Source organism: Undibacterium sp. Xuan67W, assembly GCF_049340165.1.
Taxonomy (GTDB): Bacteria; Pseudomonadota; Gammaproteobacteria; order Burkholderiales; family Burkholderiaceae_D; genus Undibacterium.
Genome location: NZ_JBMPPN010000001.1, coordinates 330,716 through 352,674 on the forward strand (window position 1 = coordinate 330,716; position 21,959 = coordinate 352,674).

The following is a 21,959-nucleotide window of genomic DNA, read 5'->3' on the forward strand; positions in this document are numbered from 1 at the left end:
AGCCGCACCCACATTGCGGATTCGTTTTAATACCGACATCACATGGAGCCACTTACTCTTGCCTTTCCTCTGTGTCTCTGTGTCTCCGTGTCTCTGTATCTCTGTGTTGAGAGGTCTTGGTTTTGGTTAAGTCCTGCCGTACTCAGCAACAATCGAGATGTTCTTCATGCTCCTCGACCGAGGCGCGCAGCAGTCTGGCGGCCTGCACCATGTTCTCCAGAGCCGCAATCGTTTCTGGCCAGTCGCGAGTTTTCAGGCCGCAATCCGGGTTAACCCAGAGCCGCCGGTCTGGCAAGACGCTGCGGGCTTTTTGTAGTAGCCTTTGCATCTCGGTGACTTTGGCGACACGCGGCGAATGAATGTCATAGACGCCAGGGCCGATGTCATTCGGATACGCGAATTCGCCAAAGCCTTCCAGCAATTCCATATCGGAGCGTGAGGTCTCGATCGTGATGACATCGGCATCCATCGCTGCGATCCAGGGCAAGATGTCATTGAATTCCGAATAGCACATGTGGGTATGAATTTGCGTATCGTCAGCGACGCCCGATGCGCTGATCTTAAATGCCCGCACGGCCCAGTCGAGATACGCTGGCCAATCGGCACTGCGTAAAGGCAAACCCTCGCGGAAAGCCGGTTCGTCAATCTGTATCATGCCGATACCGGTTTTCTCCAGATCGGTCACTTCGTCGCGCAGAGCCAGAGCGATTTGCAGCGCAGTCGTTGCACGGGGCTGATCGTCGCGTACAAATGACCATTGCAACATCGTGACTGGCCCCGTCAGCATGCCCTTCATCGGCTTGTCCGTCAGGCTTTGCGCGTAGATGCTCCAGGCGACGGTCATAGCCTCGGGACGATATACGTCACCGTAAATAAATGGCGGCTTGACGCAGCGCGAGCCATAGCTTTGTACCCAGCCGTTTTGGGTAAAACCGTAACCCCAGAGTTGTTCGCCAAAATACTCAACCATGTCATTGCGCTCGGGCTCGCCATGCACCAGTACGTCGATGCCAAGTTGCTCTTGCTTTTCTACTACCAGACGAATTTCGGCACGCATTGCCTCCAGATAATCGAGATGATTCAGGTCGCCACGTTTATAGCTGGCGCGCGCCTGACGAATCGCTTTGGTCTGTGGAAATGATCCTATCGTGGTCGTCGGGAACAGCGGCAACTGAAAACGTGCCTGCTGCTTACCGATACGCTCAATGAAAACGCTTTTGCGCTCCGCATCGGCGGCCGTGGTTGCCGCCAATCGCTGCTGCACCAGAGGATTATGAATACGGGTCGAGCTGGCACGCGTGTGGCGGGCGATTTGGGCTGCGTTAAAGTGAGGCAGCACCGATGTTGCCTCACCGTTTAAGGCTTGTTTCAGCGCATGAATTTCATCCAGCTTTTGTGTAGCGAATGCCAGCCAGCTCTTCAATTCGGCGTCGAGGCCCGTTTCGGTTGCGAGATCGACCGGCACATGCAATAAGGAGCAACTTGACGCGATCCATAACTGATCGCCCAATGCCTGCTGCACAGGCTGCAACTGCTTCAGTAAGGCGGACAGATCAGCGCGCCAGATATTACGTCCATCAATCACACCCGCAGACAGTACGCGGCCTTGCGGCCATTTTGCCAGCAGGGGCGTCAGTTGCTGCGGTGCTCTGGCCAGATCCAGATGCACACCGGCAACCGGCAGGCGATGCACCATATCGGCATGATCGCCGATGGATTCAAAATAGCTGGTCAGCAGCAGTTTCGGCGCATGTTTTTCCAGTGCGACGTAGGCTACTAGCAGCGCATTTTGCCATTGCGTATCCAAATCAAGCGACAGAATTGGTTCATCAATCTGTACCCAGTCAACACCTGCAGCCTTGACTCTGGCGAGCAACCGCTGATACGCGGGAACAATTTTATGCAACAGATCGAGTTTATGAGACAGACCGTTTTTGATCTTACCCACATAGAGCAAAGTGATCGGACCAATCAGTGTTACCTTGGCCTTGTGCCCCAATGCCTGCGCTTGTGCCAGCTCATCGAATAACCAGTCGACACCGCCATCAAACTGCGTATCGGCGGTCCATTCCGGCACGAGGTAGTGATAATTCGTATCAAACCATTTCGTCATTTCCATCGCGACCTGAGCGCTGTTGCCACGTGCCGCGCAAAAATAATCGCTCATGCTAAGTTCACGCGCATCAAAGCCAAAACGGGTCGGCAGCGCACCCAGCAATGCCAGTGTCGTCAGCACCTGATCGTACCAGGCAAAATCACCGACACTGATCAGATCCAGCCCCGCCTGCTTTTGTACCGTCCAGTGGCGGGCGCGCAGTTCGCCACCGATGTCACGCAATGCGTCCTCAGACAATTCATTACGCCAGAATGCCTCCTGGGCAAATTTCAATTCGCGTTGCGCGCCTATACGCGGAAAACCCAAAATATGTGCTGATGCCATGACAACTCCTTTTAATCTTTTAAGTGTTGCCATGATGGTTGAGTGTCGACTATGATTCAAACGATAAATTTTAAGAATCAACTTGAATTTTACTAATAGTCAGCATCTCCTATGCAATCGATCCTCGAAGTCCGTCATCTAAAAACCCTGCATGCCCTGCGCGAAGCCGGCAATTTGCTGCGTGCTGCAACCCTGCTGAATGTCACGCAATCAGCGTTGTCGCACCAGATCAAACTGCTGGAAGAACATCATGGAAGCGCCTTGTTTGAGCGTAAATCGACCCCGATACGCTTTACTCCGGCAGGTGAAAGACTGCTGCAACTCGCTGATGCCGTACTGCCGCAGATCGCCAATACCGAACGCGATCTGGCGCGGCTGGCGCAAGGTGTCGCCGGACAATTGCGGATTGCGGTCGAGTGCCACACCTGTTTTGACTGGCTGATGCCAGCGATGGATGTGTTTCGCAATCGCTGGCCCGAGGTCGAGCTGGATATTGTGTCCGGCTTTCAGGCAGATCCGGTCGGCTTGCTGTACAACGGTCGCGCCGATGTCGCAATCGTGTCCGAAATCGATCATGACGAGAGCATCAGTTATCAGCCGCTGTTCCGTTTCGAGATTGTCGCCCTGCTGGCCAAGGACCATGCGCTGGCCAGCCGCGATTATCTGGTAGCGCAGGATTTTGCCAGCGATACCTTGATCACGTATCCGGTGCCGGACGACATGCTGGACATCGTGCGTCAAGTGCTGAAACCCGCCGGTGTCGATACCACCCGCCGCACCACCGAGCTTACCGTCGCCATGCTGCAACTGGTCGCCAGCAAACGTGGCATCGCCACGCTGCCCGTGTGGGCGGCGCAAAATTATGTGAACCGGGATTATGTCTTGCCGAAGCGGATTACCGCCGATGGTTTAACCGGCAAACTATATGCCGCCTGTCTGCCGGAGCTGGCAGACAAGGCATACCTGACGGATTTTGTGAAGACGATACGGGAAAGCAGCTATTTGAATTTGCAGAGCGTTGAGTTGATTTAATTCTGATTGATTTCATTCTTTTATCGCTAGAATTAGTTATACGCCTGCAAACCAATTTTTTACGCGGCGCTAAACTTATATTTTTACTTGGCATGAGGCGAAACTATGAGCCGCATACCCGACCCCTTACTCAATTTAAGTAAAATCACCAACGACCAGCGCGACGTCACGTTTGCTACACGTGAGTATCAAACTAGATAGCCAAACAGACATCCAACTCCGATTTATGTCGAGGTCACCAAAAGCACGATGTTTGTTTTCAGAGATGGTCAAGTAAAAGCGTTTCATGCGGATCAATGGTGTGTCATTGACCCGGGCGTTGTACATGCGAAACGCTTTGCTGAGAAAACCTCTACTATCGAATTTTGGGTTAAAAACAAACACTATCGGTCTCAGCAAAACTGACCAGTCAATCTTATGCTTGGCTGATATGGGCGAATAAATAAAACGAAAACCGGTCGTATTCCAACTGCAATGAATGCAACAAATCGTCGATAGTGTCCAACTGCCCGACTTTAATCGCCCGATTGATCTCATGGGCGAAATGACGAGCAGGATCAGCGTTGAAATTACCAAATAACCCAGTTAGCGAGTGCGCATTAAGCTGTAAAGTTTCGAGGTCTTGGCTTGCCCAAGCATCCCTCATATCACTTATTTGTTTTGGTGCATGCGCTAAAAAGTGCTCCCCTATCAAACCGACCACTTCGGCATCAGCGTTGCTGATCGCTACGCGATAGTCAAAATAATCTGTCTTAAATATATCGATTCCAGAGGACATTTTGTCTGGCTTTGTACCATCGACTGGAAACTCATGTGACCGTGCCAACCCGGATTGCAGAGAAAAATGCTTTGCAAGCATTTGTTTAAAAATGTCCGCTTTAAATGGCTTCGACAAATAATCATCCATGCCATTAGCGATACAAATTTCTTTATCTCCCTCCAGCGCATTTGCTGTCATCGCAATAATCGGAATATGCCGATGATGTCCCTGCTCTCGTTCACGAATTTTTTTAGTTGCCTCAAATCCCCCCATTACGGGCATTTGCAAATCCATCAAAATGACATCAAATGTCAAACTGTCATGTAGCTCCAAAGCTTCTTTGCCGTTGTTAGCGACCCAGACCTGATGCCCCCACTTCGTTAATAAAGCAGTTGCCAAGGCCTGGTTCGAGAAGTTGTCTTCGGCTAATAAAATTTTTAAAGAGCTGCTCGCTTCTCGAATGCTATGTCTGGTGACGATTACTTGTTCATCATCGTTTATAACTCTGCCACCTCCAACAAGATTGGCAATCGCTGAATAAATCTCGTCGGCACTGGCAGGTTTTAATAAATAAGCCTGAATACCCACTTGCCGACACTTTTTCAGGTCTCCAGGCATACCACTAGAGGACAGCATCACAATGGGGATGTGCTTCACATGCTCAATCGTCGAAAGCTGCTCGGCAACCTTAAATCCGTCAAGCCCAGGCATCGCGTAATCAATTACAACACAATCGGCTACCGCTGATGGGTTAACGCAATATGTTAACAACTCCTCACCGCTAGAAAAATCGACTACGCGCATCCCAATTTTCGATAACATGGTATGCAACACCTTTCGATTGGTGACGTTGTCGTCAGAAATAAATACCGTTAGCCCGGCTAACGCAGCACTCTGTTTTTGATAGGCCTGATTATGCTGTTGGTCCTCGTATGGCAATGATAATTCAACAGAAAATTCACTCCCCTCGCCCAAAATACTTGTTACACCAATTTTCCCATCCATCATCGCGACTAAGCTTCGCGTAATCGACAGGCCCAGTCCAGTTCCACCAAAACGGCGGGTCGTTGAACCATCTTCTTGCTCAAAGGCGTCGAAAATACGATGCTGCTTTTCATCAGAGATACCGATACCTGTATCTTTCACCAGCAATAAAAAATGGACTTGATGATCGACGATCTTCAACAATTTAACGGAAATTAATATCTCGCCAAACTCAGTGAACTTAATCGCATTTCCAACTAGATTGTTGATAATTTGCCGGAGACGGCCTGGATCGCCACGCAACCCGCCCGGTATCTCTGGATCAATATCAAGGACGAGCTCCAAACCTTTATTCACCGCCCGTAATGAATGAGTACGCAAGGTTTCCAAAATCATTTTAGGGAAATCAAATACGATCGATTCCAAACCCATTTTGCCAGCTTCGATTTTTGAAAAATCGAGTATGTCGTTGATAATATCTAACAAGGAATCGGCGGATGATTTGACAATCGACAAATATTCTCTCTGGTTTGCGGCTAACTCCATATCCAAGACTAAATCCGTCATCCCAATAATACCGTTCATCGGCGTACGGATCTCGTGACTCATATTGGCAAGAAATTCGCTTTTGGATCGATTCGCAGACTCTGCTGATTCTTTCGCCACCAGCAAAGCTCGCTCTGCCATTTTTCGATCGGAGATGTCAACGATCGTTCCCAACAAACCTAGTATGCTGCCATCCGACTTAAGCAACGCAGTTTTGGTAAAGATGGCATCGACACTGATACCACCCGATAAATTCAGTACCTTCTCACGAGAAACTACGCTACCGGACCGAATCAATTCCAAATCCGCAGGAGTATAAATTTGCTCAAAGGCGGCACCAAGCAAACTGCTACTTACTTGCCCTATAAAATCTTCAGGTACACCTCTAAATAACTCACAAAATGCTTTATTCGCTCTTAAAAAACTTCCATCACTTCCTTTAAAGTAAACAGGAAGCGGAATTGATTCGAAGATGGCATCAACAAATTTCAGATTTTCTTTAAGTTTTTCTGTGGCACTTCTACGCTCCGTGATATCCACAAGACTACCGGTTAAACCAACTAGGGCACCGTTATCAAATTCAAGCTGAGCATAGACCGATATCCAACGATACCCTCCCTCTTTTGTAATGTAACGTGCATCATGTTGTGAATACCCCTTCGAGCCCGTAAGTAATTTATGTAACCCTGTTTCAACCGCTTCCCGGTCGCCGGAATGAATAAAATCTAAAATTGATTTCCCTATCGTTTCTTCCATGGAAAACCCGGTAATCACCGTCCAAGCGGGATTCAAAAATGTCCAGCCACCTTGTGCATTTGTTCTAAAGACGATTTCTTTTAAGCGATCAACAACAGTACGATATTGGCGTTCACTGTTAGCGATACGCTCTGCCATTTTCTTACGCTCAGTGATTTCAGTCCGGATCGCAATGTATTGATACGGTTTTCCGTCCTGATTCAAAAATGGAACGATAGTCGCGTCGACCCAATATTGATGCCCTTGTTTTGCGATATTACAAATCTCACCGTTCCATACATTGCCTTGGGAAATCGTGTTCCACAAATTTGTAAAGAAATCTGGTGAATGTAATCGAGAATTAATCAATCGGTGATTTTCACCCAGTAATTCAGAGCGATCGTATCCACTAATCTGACAAAATTTGTCGTTGACATAGATGATTGTTCCATCGGTATCAGTGATGCTAACAATGGCATGTTGATCCATCGCAAACCGTTGGTTATACAGCTCTAGACGACTGGCCTCTCGTTGGCTAACCAACCTTGGCAACAACGCCGATAGCATTTCAAGATCATCTTCTTCAGGAAGACTGACTACCAATTCCGAATGAGAGACCAACTCAGCAGCCGCTTTTCTTAAGGATTCAAGACTGCGGTTACGACTTGTCAATTCTGTCCGCATGCGCTCATTAGCCTCACTCAATTCAACTGAGCTGATATCAAGGCTTCGAGAGCGGAGGTCTAGATCTCTCTCAAACTGTTCATAGGTTGTATCAATCTTACCTATGAGTTCGGGAAGCCCTCCGAGAAATGAAGTCAGTGCCTCGTTATCGGGAGACCGTTCTGCTAACGCACGTGCTTGTTCCACAACGAGTGCAAAACTATCAATCGACTCGATGCCACAACTCCGTCGTAGCTGTCTGGCTAATGTACGATGCATATGAAACTCAATGTCAGTCAATTTAAATTGGCGTCTATTTCATTGATCCAGGTGATTGTCATCGTTTGGTTATGTAAGCGGCATTCACCATGAAAATCCGTGCCGGCAATCTCGCCGTTAGAATAGAACCCGGTAATCGTGGTGTGTTTCCCCAAAATATCAGCCACTGCCTCGACTTCCTCGTCTACACGGTCGCCCATGACCAGTTTTCGACCAATACAGCTCACCAGAATCGCTAAAGACTCACTTCCGACTTCGCCAGCCTTTGCTAAAGCCGCCGCTGCCGCAGTCTCAGCACCTTCGATTAATTTATCGGTGCCGGAATGCATCAACCTTAAATATCCATTGGCATCGATATCACCCGCTAAGGTCAGCGAGCCATCAGCTTCATCTACTCCGAGAATTGTCCTGAAAATACCACTCTTGTCACGATTTATCCCTAGCATTTCAAATGGAAATAACAGGCCGGAGGCCGGTAAGTCTTTGGCATAGTCACCTAGGTAGCGTTTGTAGACATCTAAAGCTCGCTCACCATCTAACTCGAATAAGACGTTTTCAATGCAGCGCGTCACTTTTCTAACAGGGCCAAATGGTTCCCATCCACCAAAAGTGCCGTAACTTAGCCGTATCGATTGACCATATAGGCCCACCGCAACGATCTGATTATCTGCAACACCTGATGTACCCCAAGTCCAGGTCTGTCGAAAAGCACCGGCATCTGCCGCTAGCCCACCAGATATGGGAATATTCGGCGGCAAAACTGACTGCAAGCCGGTGACTAAAGCGCTGCCGTTAATCGATACCCCAGTACCAAAGATCAGTATTCCGGCCAAGTCGTTAGACGGCAGCATTGCGGCTAGACGTGCGCCGGCATCGAACGAATCCGCCATATTAATAATTGGCGTAGAAACAGATCGCAATGTCGTGTTTGCGAATTTTATCGCCGTGAGTGCAACCGTATTGTCATACACCCGATCCACGGCAATTTCACCAGCAGTAGAACAACCTAAAATCGTCGTATGCGGAAATCGCTTTTTTACGCTCGCAGAAAAATCGGCTGATGTAAAAAAAGAGATCGCACCAAAGACCAACACTAAATCAGGTTCGTCTTCAGAAATCGTCCTGAGAATTTTCTCAAAATCGCTATCCAGTTTAATGATGATTTGCTGTGTTTTCATACCTTGGGTCTCCACCGCCGCAGCGATAAACTTTTTGTTTAATCGGGAAATTGTGCTCGAATTTTTAACACCTCTGGCCACGCGTCTAAAAAAGCATCGGCACATGTGGGGCAAAAATGACTACCTACATTGTCGACAATATAAAGTCGTGCATTCTCGAGAGACCATGCTTTCTTGTAGGGCCGTTCAGATGTTAAAGCGTCAAACACATCCGCGACTGCGACGATTCGACCCGCCAAAGGAATATCATCTCCAGCCAAACCAGCAGGATAACCACTGCCATCAAACTTCTCATGATGAGCGCCCGCAATTTCAGCGGCCAGCTGGATTAATGGTGCGTTACTTCCGGTTAAAATCTCTGCACCGATTTCGGCGTGTTTTTTCATAATCGCCATCTCCTCTGCGTCAAGGCGACCCGGTTTCAGCAAGATGTAATCGGGTGTTGCTAATTTACCGATGTCATGCATCGGAGCGGCTTCCAGCAAGGTTTGTTGGTATTCAGGGGTCAAATGCAAGTATCTGGCAATCAAAGCAGAGTAATGTGCCATTCGCAAAATATGAGCGCCCGTCTCTGGGTCGCGATATTCGGCAGCCTTTGACAGTCGTAAAATTAATTCTTTTTCTCGCTCAAGAATCGACGCTGTTGCCAGCGCTACCTCGTGCTGTAAATGCTTCGCCTGGTCTTTCAATAAATTTTGGGCATGACGCAATGTCAACAAATTCTTGATGCGCGAACGAAATTCGCTGGGGTCAACCGGTTTGGATAAAAACTCTGTCGCCCCAAGAGCGAGAGCCTCTTTCCGGACGTTTTTTTCATTTTCGGTGGTGACCATGACAATCGGTACATCGGCACAATTTTTAAACGTTCTGAATTGCCTGATGAATTGATGCCCATTCATGTCCGGCATCATAAAATCAACCAGCACCAGATCTGGGCTGTTGATTTGACACCATTCAATTGCCTTGAGCGGTTGGTCGAACGTCATCACCTCCACCGCAGCGGCAGCTTTTGCCAACGCACTCAGCAGAACCAAGTTGGTCGTATTATCGTCAACAATAAGTACCTTCATCGAACGCCTTTGCAAATAGCCCGCAGAAGTTTTGCAGTCGTCTTGACCTTAATCCTGATTTAATGCTCGAACAGGTAATTTCAGAAAGAATACTAGTACGTGTTTGAGAATAGCAAAAAAAAGCGAGCGACCTTTATAAAATCACTCGCTTTTTGCAAACAAACGTATATTTTCGATGTTAAGAGACAGTTACTGATTGACCTTGCCTTTTATTGAGGGCGCATCACGGATTATCCAAGTTTCACCGCCGACACCAGCACACCATCGGTATCCGCATAAATCCAGTCACCGGGATTGACCGTGATACCGGCAAAGTGCAGGCGGACATTCTCTTGTCCTGTATTCCGTTTAGCACTTTTTACAGGAAAAGCAGCAAGCGCCCTGACACCGATGTTGCAGGCGTTGATCTCATCGACATCGCGGATACAACCGTTCACGACGAAACCCGCCCAGCCGTCTTGCTCAGCGAGTTTGGCGAGATTGCCGCCGACCAGCGCACAGCGAAAACTGCCGCCGCCATCAATCACCAGTACATTGCCATTGCCTGGCGTCTCTAACTGGTTGCGTACCAGGACGTTTTCTTCAAACAGCTTCAGCGTAACGGCACGGCCAGCGAATTGCGCGTGACGACCAAATTTCATAAACATCGGCGGAAAAACTTGCACCTCACCGCTGGCAATTTGATCTTCATGGGCATCGCAGATATCGCAGGTTAACAGGCTCATGGCGTTCTTTCAGAATGTGTTTAAAAAAAGGAAATAGCGATACTCCCCTACCAATTGCATAAAACAGGGCTTTATCCGCAGGCTTTATGTGCGCGATAAAAATATACTAATGAGGAGTATATAAATCATCAGCATCAATGTCATTGCACAGACTATTCTAACCAGCCAGTTGTTTTTATCCAAGCGCCAGCCATCTTCTGCTGTGCCAAGCCGGTCTGAAACTGAGGCAAGGTACATCCTGAGTGATCCTGAATGTTTCACACTCATCCGATGATGCCGCCCGCAAAGAAGCCTTTACACCGCCAGCGCCCTGGCTTTGGTATTCGCTCCCACATTCACCGCCGTCAAAATCGCCATCACCTGAAACACGCCGATGCAGATAAAAATCCAGCCAGGATGATGGGCATCCATGACCGCACCAAACAACAAAGGCGAACAGGCAAGCCCGGTATCAAGTCCCGAATACACGACGCCATACACGCGCCCCGTGGCGTTCTTCGGTGCTGCGGCACGGATCAGCAGATCGCGGGACGGTCCGGCAATGCCAGAACCAAATCCAATCGCCGCCATCAGCACCACCGCCAAGGCGGCATTGACCCAGCCTGTCGCCAATAACAGCGCAAAGCAGCCCGCTACCGAAAACGCAACCGTAATCGTGCGGTCATGCTGGGTCGTTTTCGCCGCGATAAAACCGCCCCACAGCATCCCCGCCGCCGATGCCAGCATATAACCGGTGTAGGCCGTCGTCGCCCAGCCCAGCGACATGCCATACACTTCACGTAAACTGACAGAAGCGAAGCTCTGTATTCCGCCAAGTGCCATCGCCGTCATAAAGAAAAAAGCAAAACACATCCAGACAGCGGGCAAGCGCATGAAGTCCATCGTTCCCTCATTTTTATTGATGACGCCAGCCGGATTCACTGTGCTTGCCGGAGTAGCGGCACGGTTAGGCTGCGCAACCTCATCCGTCCGTAATGCATCGCGGTAAATGAATAGAATGACTAGCACGATCAAGGGTAGCAAAGCCGCTGCAAGCAAGGCGCTACGCCATCCAGCGATACCCGCAATACTGATCAGAAATACCGGTGCTGTCGCCCATCCCAGATTGCCGGTAATGCCATGGACAGAAAATGCATAACCGAGTCGCGCAGTCGATACCCGCTTGTTCAGCAAGGTGTAATCGGAAGGATGAAATACGCTATTACCCAACCCAGCCAGCATCGATCCCGCCAGCAGCATCGGATAATTTTGCGCCATTGACAATGCCAGGGCAGAAACACCAAGACAGCTCACCCCAAAGAACAGCACGGCTCGCGCACCGAGTTTATCCACCACAAAACCGGATAAAGCCTGACCGACACCGGACACAATGAAAAACACCGTCATCAACAGCCCCAGCTCGGCATAGGACAAGCTGAACGCCTCTTTAATCCAGGGGAATAAAGGGGCCAGTATCAAATGAAAAAAATGCGAGATGCTGTGCGCCAGTCCGACCAGACCGATCACCAGAGCGTCTTGCCTCACATTATTTGCAGGCGGTGCTGCCGTCATCGTTGTTGTCATTGTTTGTACCTGCTGTGTTGATAAATGAAATGAATAAATACAATTAACACAGAAAGTGTAAGCAATATTACGCCGTCTGATTTAAGATAAAAAGACAATCTTTATCGCAAAATGGACAAGCATGCGCACATCACCTCTGACCAATACGAAAGCCCCTCCTGCCAGGCTATTTCCCAGCATCGAGCGCCCAGTACGGGTCGTCGCGCGAGATCTGGAAGCCGATGAACTCTTACGCGCCCATCAGCATCCCTGGGGACAGGTAACCTATGCGATCGATGGGGTAATGCAGGTATTCGCCAAAGACAGTACCTGGTTTGTGCCACCATTGCGGGCGATATGGATACCGGCCAATGTCGAGCACGAGGTACGCACTCTGGAAAAAGCACGTCTGCGGGCAATCTATGTCCATCAGGATGCCGTACCAATCAATGGCGATCAGTGTGTCGTGCTGGAAGTCTCGGCACTGATGCGCGAACTCGTAATGAGTCTGAGTGAGCATGATCAGGCCGGTCCGCGCGAAGACCATCTGGTTGCCGTCTTACTCGATGAATTGCGTCTGGCAAAAAGCTTGCCGATGAATGTCGTCATGCCACGCGACAAGCGCCTGAAAAGCCTGTGTCTGGCACTGATAGCCGATCCGGCATCGGCTCTGACACTAGACGATTTTGCAAAGGAGGTCGGCGCCTCAGCACGGACACTGGCACGTTTATTTGAGCAGGATCTGGGGATGAGTTTTGGCACCTGGCGTCAGCAAATGCGGCTGGCGCGAGCAGCACCTTTAATCTCTGGCGGCTTGCCCTTATCCAGGGTTGCAGCGGAGCTGGGTTATACCAGCCAGTCGGCGTTTTCTGCCATGTTCAAAAAAACCTTTGGCAAGTCACCTTCGGCTTTTTTTAAAAAGAGCTAATGTGGCAAAACCGCCCTACCCCGGCTTAATTCCGCGCTCACGATGATTTTGTTAAAAATTGACTCAAAGCCTCAATCGCCGCGCTGACTTTTTTCGGTTGCAGATTCCGTTTTAAAGTCACCGCAAAGATACCCGCTCCCGGCAAGCTCCAGTCTGTCAGCAGCACTTGCAAACGTCCGTTTTGTAATGCATCCCTTACCGTATAGCTAGGCAGGCGTGCCACTCCGAATCCCTCAAGTGCCAGCTCACACAGCATACGCACACTATCGGTCATTGCACCCGGTGTCATGTTGATCCGGGCAGTCGTTCCCTGCCCGTTTTTAAACGCCAGGGTTGTCGGATCCGCAAAGCGACTCAGGCCAATAATCCGGTGTGTACGCAAATCGTCGGGGGCAACCGGGACACCGTAGTGCGACAGATACGCGGGAGAGGCGACCAACACTTCGTGCAAATCAGATAGCTTGCGGGCCACCAGCGACGAATCACGCATCCAGCCAGAACGGATTGCCAGATCAATCGACTGCGTGGTCATGTCGACGATGTGATCGTCGACCATGATGTCCAATAACAATTTGGGATGGGTACGCGCCAGAGGTGCGAGCGCTGGCAAAATAATTTTCTCTGCAACTCCGATGCGGCAGAGATCCGCAGGCGTCCGGCAATTTCACCTGAGTGCTCCGCCACCAGTTCTTGCGCAGCATCGGCAGATGCCAGCATGTCCTGACATTTCGCATAAAAATCCTGACCGACTTCCGTCAGCGACAACCGTCGCGTCGTCCGGTGCAATAAGCGCACGCCCAGCTCGTCTTCAAGCTGACTGACTGCCGTACTGAGAACCGAGGTCGCCAGATCCTGCGCTCTCGCAGCCGCAGAAAACGAGCCGTAACGTGCGACCTCGGCAAACAAGGCCATGCGTCTCAAATGATCAAATTGCATAAAATATCGACTTGATTGTTCTGAAAAACAGAAAGATGATTTGCATCATACGCTCTTTTTCTGCCGCGACGCACTCCCTACAATGGCATCACTTCTTCGATTTGCAGCACTCCTCAAAAAAAAAGGATAGCCCTCATGACAGTCAAGCTTCACGCAATAGTTGATCCGCTCTGCGGCTGGTGCTATGCCGCCAGTCCATTGCTAAAAAGAATCGGCCAATATTTTGGCGACGACCTAGCGATACGCTTCCACCCTGGTTTGTTGTTTGCGTCACCTTCCAATATTGATCCTGCCTATCGCAACCATATCGTCGCAGCAGATCAGCGCATCGCTGCGCTGGCCGGCGTGACGTTTGGAGAAGCCTATCTGAACCGCGTCAGAACTGCAGATCCCTTGCAATACCATTCAGTTCCTCCTGCGGCAGCGGTGATGGCGGTACAAGAGCTTGCGCCACGATTGGCACACGCAATGCTGGAACAAATACAAAAGGCGCACTACGTCGACGGCCAAGACGTCAGCAATGTCGCGCTACTGGCGACGCTGGCCGAGCAGCTCAGCATTACTCCCACGACATTTGCATCCCATTACGCACAGGCATTGACGGCGCTGCCTCAGCACGTCAATACCGCCATGGCTTATCTGAATGCATTCGGTGCAAGTGGTTTTCCGAATTTCGTCCTAGAAGCCGATGGCATCAAAACGCATCTGAATCACAGCCACGCCTATCAGCATCCTGAGCAGCTACTGGCACAGATCGACACAATTCTCAAACGCCCGAGTTAGTTTTTTTTACCCTTAGCAGTAGCAGACGTACCCGACCAACCACATCATCAAGAAAGACATCGTATGAAAAAATCTCTGTTGACATTCGCCACTCCAGCCCTGCTTGGCATGACAATCGCGGGTAGCAGCGTCGCACAAAACAAACCACTGGAATTAAAAGTATTCAGCGCCGAAGAAAGCGGCTTCTATGTCAGTTCGGTGCTGGTCACCGGCGAAAAAGAAGCCGTCTTACTGGATACACAATTCACACGCGCCAATGCTTTACGGGTTGCAGCGATGGTATTAGAAAGCGGCAAGCATCTGAACACCGTTTATATCAGCCAGGCAGATCCTGATTATTATTTCGGCGCAGAAGTTATCAAGGAAATTTTTCCTGACGCAAAAATCGTCGCCAGCGCTGGCACGGTCGATCACATCAAGGCAAATCTGCAAAAGAAACTGCAGGTATGGGGGCCGCAGTTAGGTGTAAACGGACCTAAAACACCCGTCATCCCTGAGGTATGGACAGCCAGCAGCATCGACCTGGAAGGCAAAAAACTCGAATTAGTCGGCTACGATGCACCGGAAGACTACAAGCACTATGTCTGGATCCCATCGATCAAAGCGATCGCTGGCGGTGTCACAACATTTGCCGGTTTGCATGTCTGGACCGCAGACACCGCACAAAAAGAAGCCCGTGCTAACTGGGTCAAGTCACTGGATCAAATGCTGTCGCTGCAAGCAAGTACGGTAGTACCGGGCCACCTCAAATCCGGTGCAAAACTTGATGCCTCACAACTGATCTATACACGCGACTATTTGAAAAAATTTGAACAGGAATTTGATCAAAGTAAAAATGCCGCGGCACTGATTGACCGTATGAAAAAAGCCTACCCGAACGCAGGCCTGGGCATCGCACTGGATCTGGGTGCAAAAGTAAGCAAGGGTGAAATGAAGTGGTGATCGTTAGGACTAGACACTGAGGTCTGGATGTTAAAGTCTAGATATTGAGGTACTGATACTAATATGCTGAGTTGCTGAGTTGCTGAGTTGCTGAGATAGTGAAGTAGCGGAATCATTCGCTACTTCATCTCCCATTCCCACTCACACGGCCACTCCCACCTGCGAAAAAGCATTCACAGCATCAGCGTGCTCTCGCTTTGCGACGACTTTTTTCTTCAAACATACGCAAGTCCGATGCCCGTAGCAGACTATCCATATCCAGACCATCTTCCGGATACAATGCCAACCCAATTGATGCACCGACAATACCTGTAACGCCTTCTTTGAGCCGGACCGGTGCTTCGATTGCCTGACGTAATTTTTCGACTAATTGATTCGCCTGATCACGCTGTGCGACACCATGCAGATAGACGACAAACTCGTCACCGCCGAAACGCGCTGCAGCATCTTCTTTCCTGATCGCGGACTCCAGTCGTCTCGCTATCTCAATCAATACGATATCGCCCGCCTCATGCCCGTGCTCATCATTGATTTTTTTAAAGTGATCAAGGTCAATGAAAAGCAATGCAAAGCGCAAATTTTTTAAATCCGTGGAGCGGCGCCGGGTGAAGTCGATCTGCGAAATAAAGGTATCGCGGTTCAAGAGATGCGTGAGGCTGTCGGTACGCAGGCTATGCTGCATTTCTTGCAAACTCTCCGCCAAGACGCCGATCTCGTCGCGCCGCTGAATATCGATATCCCTGACTGGCTCACCGCTACCGACCCGCCGTGCTGCCTCGGTGAGTTTACGGATATCGACCATAGTCCAGCGCAGGATCAGATAGCCGAGTAATAAGGCACCAAGTATCGCACTCAGAGCAACGCCCAGACTACCGATGGTCAGACCACGCATCTCGGTACGGATCGCCGCTCTCGGCACTGCGACAATGGTGATCCACTCCAGTCCCGCCGGATCGATCAGGCGGCCAACGGCAATCTGCACCATCCCTTGGGGGGTACTAATAATGTCAATCACAGGCGCCTCATCTGTTACACCATCCCGCAGACGGTCCGACATTTGTGGCATGACTTTTTGCTGCACATGATTGAACACATTGCGCATCAGGGGCGAGACGCTTTCGGAAGCGAACTGACGCTTCAACGCTGTATCGCTGACACGGACATAAGGCAATTCACTCAACGACGTCGCTACCAGCTCACCGGAACGCTCGACAATAAAAGCGATACTGCCATCCGGCATCGCCATCTGCTGCAATGCTGCGGTGATCTGCTTGAGCGACACGTCAGTCGCGAGTACGCCGAGTAGCTTTTCGCCTTGGGCACTGTCGACGTCACTCGCATAAAGGGGCTTGGACAGTGTCAACAGTGGTTCGCGCTTGGTAAAATCAATGTAGACCGCTGACCATGCTGCCTTGTTTTTTGCGACGGCATTTTTATACCAAGGGCGTACTCTGGGATCGAACTGATCACTTCTGAGTAAAGCGATTTTTTTATTCGGTGCTGACATGCTGTAGACGTCACTTTGGGTTGCACCGGGCTGACGATAACGCGCCTCAACTCGTCCCTCATCGACCATGCGCCTGACACTAACAAAACCACCATCTTCTGCACCGAAATACGCGAGTTGATTAATATCAGGAAACAAGCCCGTCGCACTCCACAGCCGCTCTTCTATCTTGAGCAAATCTTTAGGAAAAGCCAGATCCAGACGAAAGTTATTGTCTTTAGAATGAATAGAATTCGGCGCAATCGAATTCAGAATGACGTAGGCGCTCGCGAGCTGTTTTTCGCTGACGGCATTAATCCGCGAACTGATCACATCCAGGGTTTTTTGGGCGACGGCATCAGTCGTTTCCTCCCCGGCGCGATACAAAACGGACGTAATGATACCTGCCAGTATCAGCATCAGGATCAGGAAAGGGATCAAGAGAATACGTAACAGCGAAGTGCTCTTTAGTCGCATAGTAGTCATCGCCTTCAGTGCAAGGAAGCTATCCATTCAGACATGACTGATCGAATTAACTGTGACAGACTATTTCAATCAGGCAAGCATAGTCCAATGTAGCACATCAAAAAAACAATCACTCAAAAAAGATGCGGGAACACCACGCTGACATGGCAGTACTGAGACACGAAGAAAAGATTGGAAAAAGAGGCTCCGTGGCATATCGATATTAAGATGAATCCGCAAGCTGAGTGCGCCTGCTGGCACGAAATGCCTTTGAAAGCCGCATACAGCCTGCGGATTCAATGCAGGGAACGGTTAAAAACCTTCAAATTCAAAAATCCTATTTAGGACTTATGCAAAAACCAAGACATTTCACCACAGAGGCACACAGGCACAGAGACATGGAGAAAAGACAGAAGTAAGCCGTTCTACAAAATATAGATTAAAGAGTTTTTAGAGGCATCCTATTGGGAACTTCTAATAATCCCCAGCTCGGTCACACCTCGTTAACCTTTTTCTCGCCTCTCGTAGCAGAAAAATAAGAAAACCAGAACAGGCCACACGCGAGTGTTAAAAAAGTCCAGTAATCTGTCGGCACGCACCAGAGCCAGTGCTTGTGCCACGGAATGTATGCCGGATCAAAGCGCGCCAGGCCAAATGCAGGATTCAGCACAAACCATAAAAAATCCTCCATGATCCAAAAACTCATGATGCTGGCCAGCGCCCTTGCCTCCAGCTTCATCGTCCAAGTATGGAAAAAGAACAATGGAAAATGGAACACCAGCGAGATAAACGGAAATACCCAGGCGTGATATCCCGTCATAGCACGACCGCCCCAAAAGATATCAAGTAACCAATGCTTTTCTATACGCCAGGTCGGCAGATTCGCCCCCCATCCGGCACTGCCCTCGATCTGTATCTCGGTCTGGGCAAAAAATAAGGCAAGTAAAGCAACCCAGGTCAGCAGTACGATCAGCCGCCGCCAGACTGGCACAATGTCAGACTCCGCTTGCAAGCTGCGTTGAGATTTGGACGACTTGGACCGTATGTGTTCGTTCATCGCGATGTTGTCAATCATAATGTTGGCACGTTTGTCGGTGGCATTATCGGCTGCGTTGTTGATTGCATTGTTGGACCCATCGCTGGCAACACATCTATGTCGCTACAATGTGACGAGGAACCAGAGTGACACACCTGTTCCAGCACCCTGCATGCAGCATCGGCACGCCCAAGCGCCACCGCCTTAATCCGCATCTCATGCAGTTTTTCGGGATGTTCCAGCAGGTAGCGCACACGATATTCCAGCGTGACCTCATCGAAGGCCTTTAAAGCCACACCCTGCTCTAGCAAATAATCGGCATTGCGCTCCTCCTGTCCTGGGATCGGTGCGTTGACGATCATCGGCAAACCCATCGCCAGACATTCTGAGGAGGTCAGACCGCCGGGTTTGGTCACCACCAAATCGGCGCATGCCATCCATTGTTCGATATGATCGGTGTACTTTTGCGCGACAAGACGCCCAGGAAATCGCACCGCTAAATTCATCAGGGCTGTGTACACACGATCATTTTTCCCTGCCATGGCGATTAATTGAAAGTCGCCTGCGATGCGTAACAAACGTGCAGCAATCTGCTCAAGACTACCGAGACCGGCGCCACCGCCCATTAATAAAATAGTCGTTCTACTGACATCAAGACCAAGCTGCCGTGCCGCCGCTGCACGGTCCGGCCTCAGTGCAAAGTCCGGCATGATAGGAATACCCGTAACATGGATCGTATCTGCTGCAATCCCCTGCGCCCGCATGCGAAAAGCCACCTCGTCATTCGCCGCAAAATACCCAGCCATTCCCTCATGCACCCACATCCTGTGCAAGTCAAAATCAGTAACCTGCACCCAGACCGGACAATGCAAACGCTGCTTGCGTAGCAGCCGCGCCAGCATTTCTGCCGGTAAAAAATGAGTACAGATAATCGCATCCGGATTGACTGCGGCGATCTCTTTTAAAAGCGCCCGCGCATTGAGCCGCTCCAGAGCACGCCGCAATTTCTCTATCGTGCCGTCAGCCTGTGCCTCATGCGACACCTGATACAGGTATCCCCATAAGGTCGGCGCTTTATTAATCAGTTTGAGATAAAAATCGGTATAGATTTTACGAAAACCCGCCGTCACATAATTCATCACATCGAGATGATATGCAACGACCCGATAACGAGGATCAAGCGAATAAGCACGAATCGCCTCAGCAGCACGCATATGCCCAGCGCCCGCAGAAACGCTCAGCAGCAATATCTTTTTTTGAGTCATACGTCACTGTTCCGGTAGTCGAATCAAGCATAGCGCTGAGCACTGAGATCACTTGATTAAGCCTCCAAGCAATCGCCCAAATAAGTTTCCAGGTAAGATTTAATGAAGACGTCATCAAGCACATCAGTGAGATCGCCGCATTCTAGTGAGCAGATATGTCAGGCGTGTGATAGTAGAGTTAAGGGGCAAATACTGTTGCGTTTTTGTCGTAAATTTACCGTTAAGTCTGGTGTGAATTACAGAAAACCTGCCCCATTGGACTTGGATATCCGCTGCTCAAATTGAGCAGGAAAGTAGTTGGCGTCATCAACAACAAGGCCGCGCTCCTCCACCATCTCTCCGATGCGACAGAACTAAGAGGGTATGCCGCGTGCCTGCGCACACCAAGCAACATAACCTCCAAGAGATAAGGCAGTTGTTTGTAAACATTGCAAAGTACGCTTTCATTAAGGTTCTTTAAGAAAGTCGTTGATATCAACCTTTGTCAGTTCCTCATACTGCCACAATCTGATCAGCCCCTCTCTTTACTCGTGGCCGACTACTATTCGCATGCTATTTTCAGTTCAAATAACGAAAAAAATTCTCTTGATTACTCAATTTTCGCGTTAGTCCACCTGCAAGTAGAACGCCATTCATCTCAATGAAAGGCGTTCACTTACAATGACAACAATCTCAAAATTAGAATCAAAAAAAGATACCTAAACAGATTAATGTTGATTTAAGAAAATATAGAACCAAGTTATCCCGGCTTGTTTGTCGACCTACTTGATACTTGCTTGACGATCAATGCGATCGCGGCAATGAGCCCTGCCAAAGACAATGACGACAGAATTCCAACGAAGTCGAAATTGCGTCTCATTAAGTCGGCGATTAAAAATGACCCAGCAACGCCACCAAACCTGCCGATGCCTAACATCCACGAAATACCTGTGACTCTAGCTTGTGTTGGATAGAACGCCGCGGCTAAAGCTGCGAGTGATACCTGCGACATATTCATCATAATGCCGCCAGCAAAAACGAATAACATCAGATAGATACCCGAGTCAGAGACATGACCAATGACGTATAAAAGGACGGCTGTTAAAGCATAACCAGTCGCCACAACGATGTTGGGGTTGAAGCGATCCATTAGCCAGCCAAAAAATATCGCGCCGACACCACCCAATGGAAAAAGCGCAGAGATCAACGAGGCGTTTGCAGGTTGTATGCCGGTATCTTTGAGCAGGATAGGCATCCAATTAATCAGAGAATAGAAAATCATTAATCCCATGAAGTAACTCAGCCACAGCATCAGTGTGCCAATGATGTAAGGTCGCGAAAGGATCAGGGACAATCCCGCAGTAATCGAATGTGGGACAGGAGCAGCGACAACAAAGTCAGATTCAAGAACTTCTCGTGAGGTTATTTTGCTAAGTATGTAGGCAATTTTTTTCGACGAACGTCCGGCTGCCGCCATGAACCTCACAGACTCGGGCATCAACGCAAAGACCACGATGGATAAAACGATTGGAAACAATCCACCCGCCACCAATACACTGCGCCAGCCCCAATGAGGGATCATCCACGCAGAAATGAATCCGCCTAATGCCGCACCTAATGGAAAACCACAAAATAAAGCGTTAGTGACAAAAGACCGGCTTTTATCAGGACAAAATTCACTCATTAATGTCACGACGTTGGGTAATGCCGCACCCAAACCAAGTCCAGTCAGCAGGCGTAAAAAAACTAGCTGATCCAGACTATCGACAAAAGCCGATAGGAGACAGGTAAAACCAAAAAAACCAACTGAAATGCCGATGACAATTTTGCGCCCATATTTGTCGGCGATAGGGCCAGCTAATAATGAGCCGATAGATAAGCCAATCAGTGCTGCACTCAGTACAGGAGCAAGCGCCTGTTTGGTAATGCCCCATTCATGTTGCAACGATACGGCCAGAAACCCCGCCGCCGCAGTATCAAAACCATCCAATAATACAATCGCGAAACAGATCACAAAGATCACCCTCTGATATCTGGAAAAAGGATGCGCGTTAATCAATGATTGCACTGGTAAATTGGTCGTTACATTCCCCTGCCCTTCAGTTTCTAAAGCACTTAACATGGTTGTCTCCTGATTTTTATGCTATTAATTTATTGTGCCTTGCTGGATTCTGGATGATCCATT

Annotated in this window: 16 protein-coding genes; 4 read left to right on the forward strand and 12 right to left on the reverse strand. The window is 49.4% G+C overall.

Annotation, left to right across the window (positions count from 1 at the left end; genetic code table 11):
• Positions 1-142: 142 nt before the first annotated feature.
• The gene (gene metE, locus ACO0LE_RS01515) at positions 143-2,440 is read right to left on the reverse strand and encodes a 5-methyltetrahydropteroyltriglutamate--homocysteine S-methyltransferase (protein WP_422958646.1); all 2,298 of its coding nucleotides are present in this window, start codon (positions 2,438-2,440) and stop codon (positions 143-145) included.
• Between the two features lie 111 nt (positions 2,441-2,551).
• On the opposite strand from metE, the gene ACO0LE_RS01520 reads away from it, so the two are divergent.
• The gene (locus ACO0LE_RS01520) at positions 2,552-3,472 is read left to right on the forward strand and encodes a LysR substrate-binding domain-containing protein (protein WP_422958647.1); all 921 of its coding nucleotides are present in this window, start codon (positions 2,552-2,554) and stop codon (positions 3,470-3,472) included.
• 415 nt (positions 3,473-3,887) lie between these two features.
• Here the strand turns inward: ACO0LE_RS01520 and ACO0LE_RS01525 are convergent, their stop codons facing one another.
• The 5 genes from ACO0LE_RS01525 to ACO0LE_RS01545 all read right to left on the reverse strand — a co-directional run bounded on the left by ACO0LE_RS01525 (position 3,888) and on the right by ACO0LE_RS01545 (position 11,975).
• Entirely contained in the window at positions 3,888-7,439 is a 3,552-nt protein-coding gene (locus ACO0LE_RS01525) for a PAS domain S-box protein (protein ID WP_422958648.1), read from the reverse strand.
• 17 nt (positions 7,440-7,456) lie between these two features.
• Positions 7,457-8,617 (reverse strand): FIST signal transduction protein, encoded by a 1,161-nt coding sequence (locus tag ACO0LE_RS01530; protein ID WP_422958649.1) that lies wholly within the window; start codon positions 8,615-8,617, stop codon positions 7,457-7,459.
• A gap of 38 nt (positions 8,618-8,655) precedes the next feature.
• On the reverse strand, positions 8,656-9,687 hold the full coding sequence (locus ACO0LE_RS01535; protein ID WP_422958650.1) for an HD domain-containing phosphohydrolase: 1,032 nt from the start codon (positions 9,685-9,687) through the stop codon (positions 8,656-8,658).
• Positions 9,688-9,917: 230 nt separating this feature from the next.
• Positions 9,918-10,412: a ribonuclease E activity regulator RraA gene (gene rraA / locus ACO0LE_RS01540; protein ID WP_422958651.1), complete on the reverse strand. Its 495-nt coding sequence runs from the start codon at positions 10,410-10,412 to the stop codon at positions 9,918-9,920.
• Between the two features lie 294 nt (positions 10,413-10,706).
• A complete protein-coding gene (locus ACO0LE_RS01545; RefSeq protein WP_422958652.1) occupies positions 10,707-11,975 on the reverse strand; it encodes an MFS transporter in 1,269 nt (422 codons plus the stop codon).
• A gap of 121 nt (positions 11,976-12,096) precedes the next feature.
• Here ACO0LE_RS01545 and ACO0LE_RS01550 point away from each other — a divergent pair, with 121 nt between their 5' ends.
• Positions 12,097-12,882: an AraC family transcriptional regulator gene (locus ACO0LE_RS01550; protein ID WP_422958653.1), complete on the forward strand. Its 786-nt coding sequence runs from the start codon at positions 12,097-12,099 to the stop codon at positions 12,880-12,882.
• Positions 12,883-12,919: 37 nt separating this feature from the next.
• On the opposite strand, the gene ACO0LE_RS01555 is transcribed toward ACO0LE_RS01550, so the two are convergent.
• Positions 12,920-13,492, reverse strand: coding sequence for a substrate binding domain-containing protein (locus ACO0LE_RS01555; RefSeq protein WP_422958654.1), 573 nt, complete (start codon positions 13,490-13,492; stop codon positions 12,920-12,922).
• Positions 13,411-13,818, reverse strand: coding sequence for a LysR family transcriptional regulator (locus ACO0LE_RS01560; RefSeq protein WP_422958655.1), 408 nt, complete (start codon positions 13,816-13,818; stop codon positions 13,411-13,413). The genes ACO0LE_RS01555 and ACO0LE_RS01560 overlap by 82 nt, the downstream gene beginning before the upstream one ends.
• A gap of 135 nt (positions 13,819-13,953) precedes the next feature.
• Here ACO0LE_RS01560 and ACO0LE_RS01565 point away from each other — a divergent pair, with 135 nt between their 5' ends.
• Together ACO0LE_RS01565 and ACO0LE_RS01570 are read left to right on the forward strand one after the other, a co-directional pair.
• Complete coding sequence (locus ACO0LE_RS01565; protein ID WP_422958656.1) at positions 13,954-14,601, forward strand: DsbA family protein; 648 nt, start codon at positions 13,954-13,956, stop codon at positions 14,599-14,601.
• A 63-nt stretch (positions 14,602-14,664) separates the two neighbouring features.
• A complete protein-coding gene (locus tag ACO0LE_RS01570; RefSeq protein WP_422958657.1) occupies positions 14,665-15,543 on the forward strand; it encodes an MBL fold metallo-hydrolase in 879 nt (292 codons plus the stop codon).
• A 181-nt stretch (positions 15,544-15,724) separates the two neighbouring features.
• Here the strand turns inward: ACO0LE_RS01570 and ACO0LE_RS01575 are convergent, their stop codons facing one another.
• The 4 genes from ACO0LE_RS01575 to ACO0LE_RS01590 form a co-directional block, all read right to left on the reverse strand.
• Positions 15,725-17,542, reverse strand: a complete 1,818-nt coding sequence (locus ACO0LE_RS01575; protein WP_422958658.1) for a diguanylate cyclase — start codon at positions 17,540-17,542, stop codon at positions 15,725-15,727.
• Positions 17,543-17,987: 445 nt separating this feature from the next.
• The gene (locus tag ACO0LE_RS01580) at positions 17,988-18,569 is read right to left on the reverse strand and encodes a hypothetical protein (RefSeq protein ID WP_422958659.1); all 582 of its coding nucleotides are present in this window, start codon (positions 18,567-18,569) and stop codon (positions 17,988-17,990) included.
• Positions 18,566-19,795 (reverse strand): MGDG synthase family glycosyltransferase, encoded by a 1,230-nt coding sequence (locus ACO0LE_RS01585; RefSeq protein ID WP_422958660.1) that lies wholly within the window; start codon positions 19,793-19,795, stop codon positions 18,566-18,568. The genes ACO0LE_RS01580 and ACO0LE_RS01585 overlap by 4 nt, the downstream gene beginning before the upstream one ends.
• A gap of 739 nt (positions 19,796-20,534) precedes the next feature.
• On the reverse strand, positions 20,535-21,896 hold the full coding sequence (locus ACO0LE_RS01590) for an MFS transporter (RefSeq protein ID WP_422958661.1): 1,362 nt from the start codon (positions 21,894-21,896) through the stop codon (positions 20,535-20,537).
• Between the last annotated feature and the right edge of the window lie 63 nt (positions 21,897-21,959).

Bases quoted from the DNA above. Each gene is read 5' to 3' on its own strand.
- metE (WP_422958646.1), bottom strand. From the start codon at position 2,440: ATGGCATCAGCACATATTTTGGGTTTTCCGCGTATAGGCGCGCAACGC.
- ACO0LE_RS01520 (WP_422958647.1), top strand. From the start codon at position 2,552: ATGCAATCGATCCTCGAAGTCCGTCATCTAAAAACCCTGCATGCCCTG.
- ACO0LE_RS01525 (WP_422958648.1), bottom strand. From the start codon at position 7,439: ATGCATCGTACATTAGCCAGACAGCTACGACGGAGTTGTGGCATCGAG.
- ACO0LE_RS01530 (WP_422958649.1), bottom strand. From the start codon at position 8,617: ATGAAAACACAGCAAATCATCATTAAACTGGATAGCGATTTTGAGAAA.
- ACO0LE_RS01535 (WP_422958650.1), bottom strand. From the start codon at position 9,687: ATGAAGGTACTTATTGTTGACGATAATACGACCAACTTGGTTCTGCTG.
- rraA (WP_422958651.1), bottom strand. From the start codon at position 10,412: ATGAGCCTGTTAACCTGCGATATCTGCGATGCCCATGAAGATCAAATT.
- ACO0LE_RS01545 (WP_422958652.1), bottom strand. From the start codon at position 11,975: ATGACAACAACGATGACGGCAGCACCGCCTGCAAATAATGTGAGGCAA.
- ACO0LE_RS01550 (WP_422958653.1), top strand. From the start codon at position 12,097: ATGCGCACATCACCTCTGACCAATACGAAAGCCCCTCCTGCCAGGCTA.
- ACO0LE_RS01560 (WP_422958655.1), bottom strand. From the start codon at position 13,818: ATGCAATTTGATCATTTGAGACGCATGGCCTTGTTTGCCGAGGTCGCA.
- ACO0LE_RS01565 (WP_422958656.1), top strand. From the start codon at position 13,954: ATGACAGTCAAGCTTCACGCAATAGTTGATCCGCTCTGCGGCTGGTGC.
- ACO0LE_RS01570 (WP_422958657.1), top strand. From the start codon at position 14,665: ATGAAAAAATCTCTGTTGACATTCGCCACTCCAGCCCTGCTTGGCATG.
- ACO0LE_RS01575 (WP_422958658.1), bottom strand. From the start codon at position 17,542: ATGGATAGCTTCCTTGCACTGAAGGCGATGACTACTATGCGACTAAAG.
- ACO0LE_RS01580 (WP_422958659.1), bottom strand. From the start codon at position 18,569: ATGATTGACAACATCGCGATGAACGAACACATACGGTCCAAGTCGTCC.
- ACO0LE_RS01585 (WP_422958660.1), bottom strand. From the start codon at position 19,795: ATGACTCAAAAAAAGATATTGCTGCTGAGCGTTTCTGCGGGCGCTGGG.
- ACO0LE_RS01590 (WP_422958661.1), bottom strand. From the start codon at position 21,896: ATGTTAAGTGCTTTAGAAACTGAAGGGCAGGGGAATGTAACGACCAAT.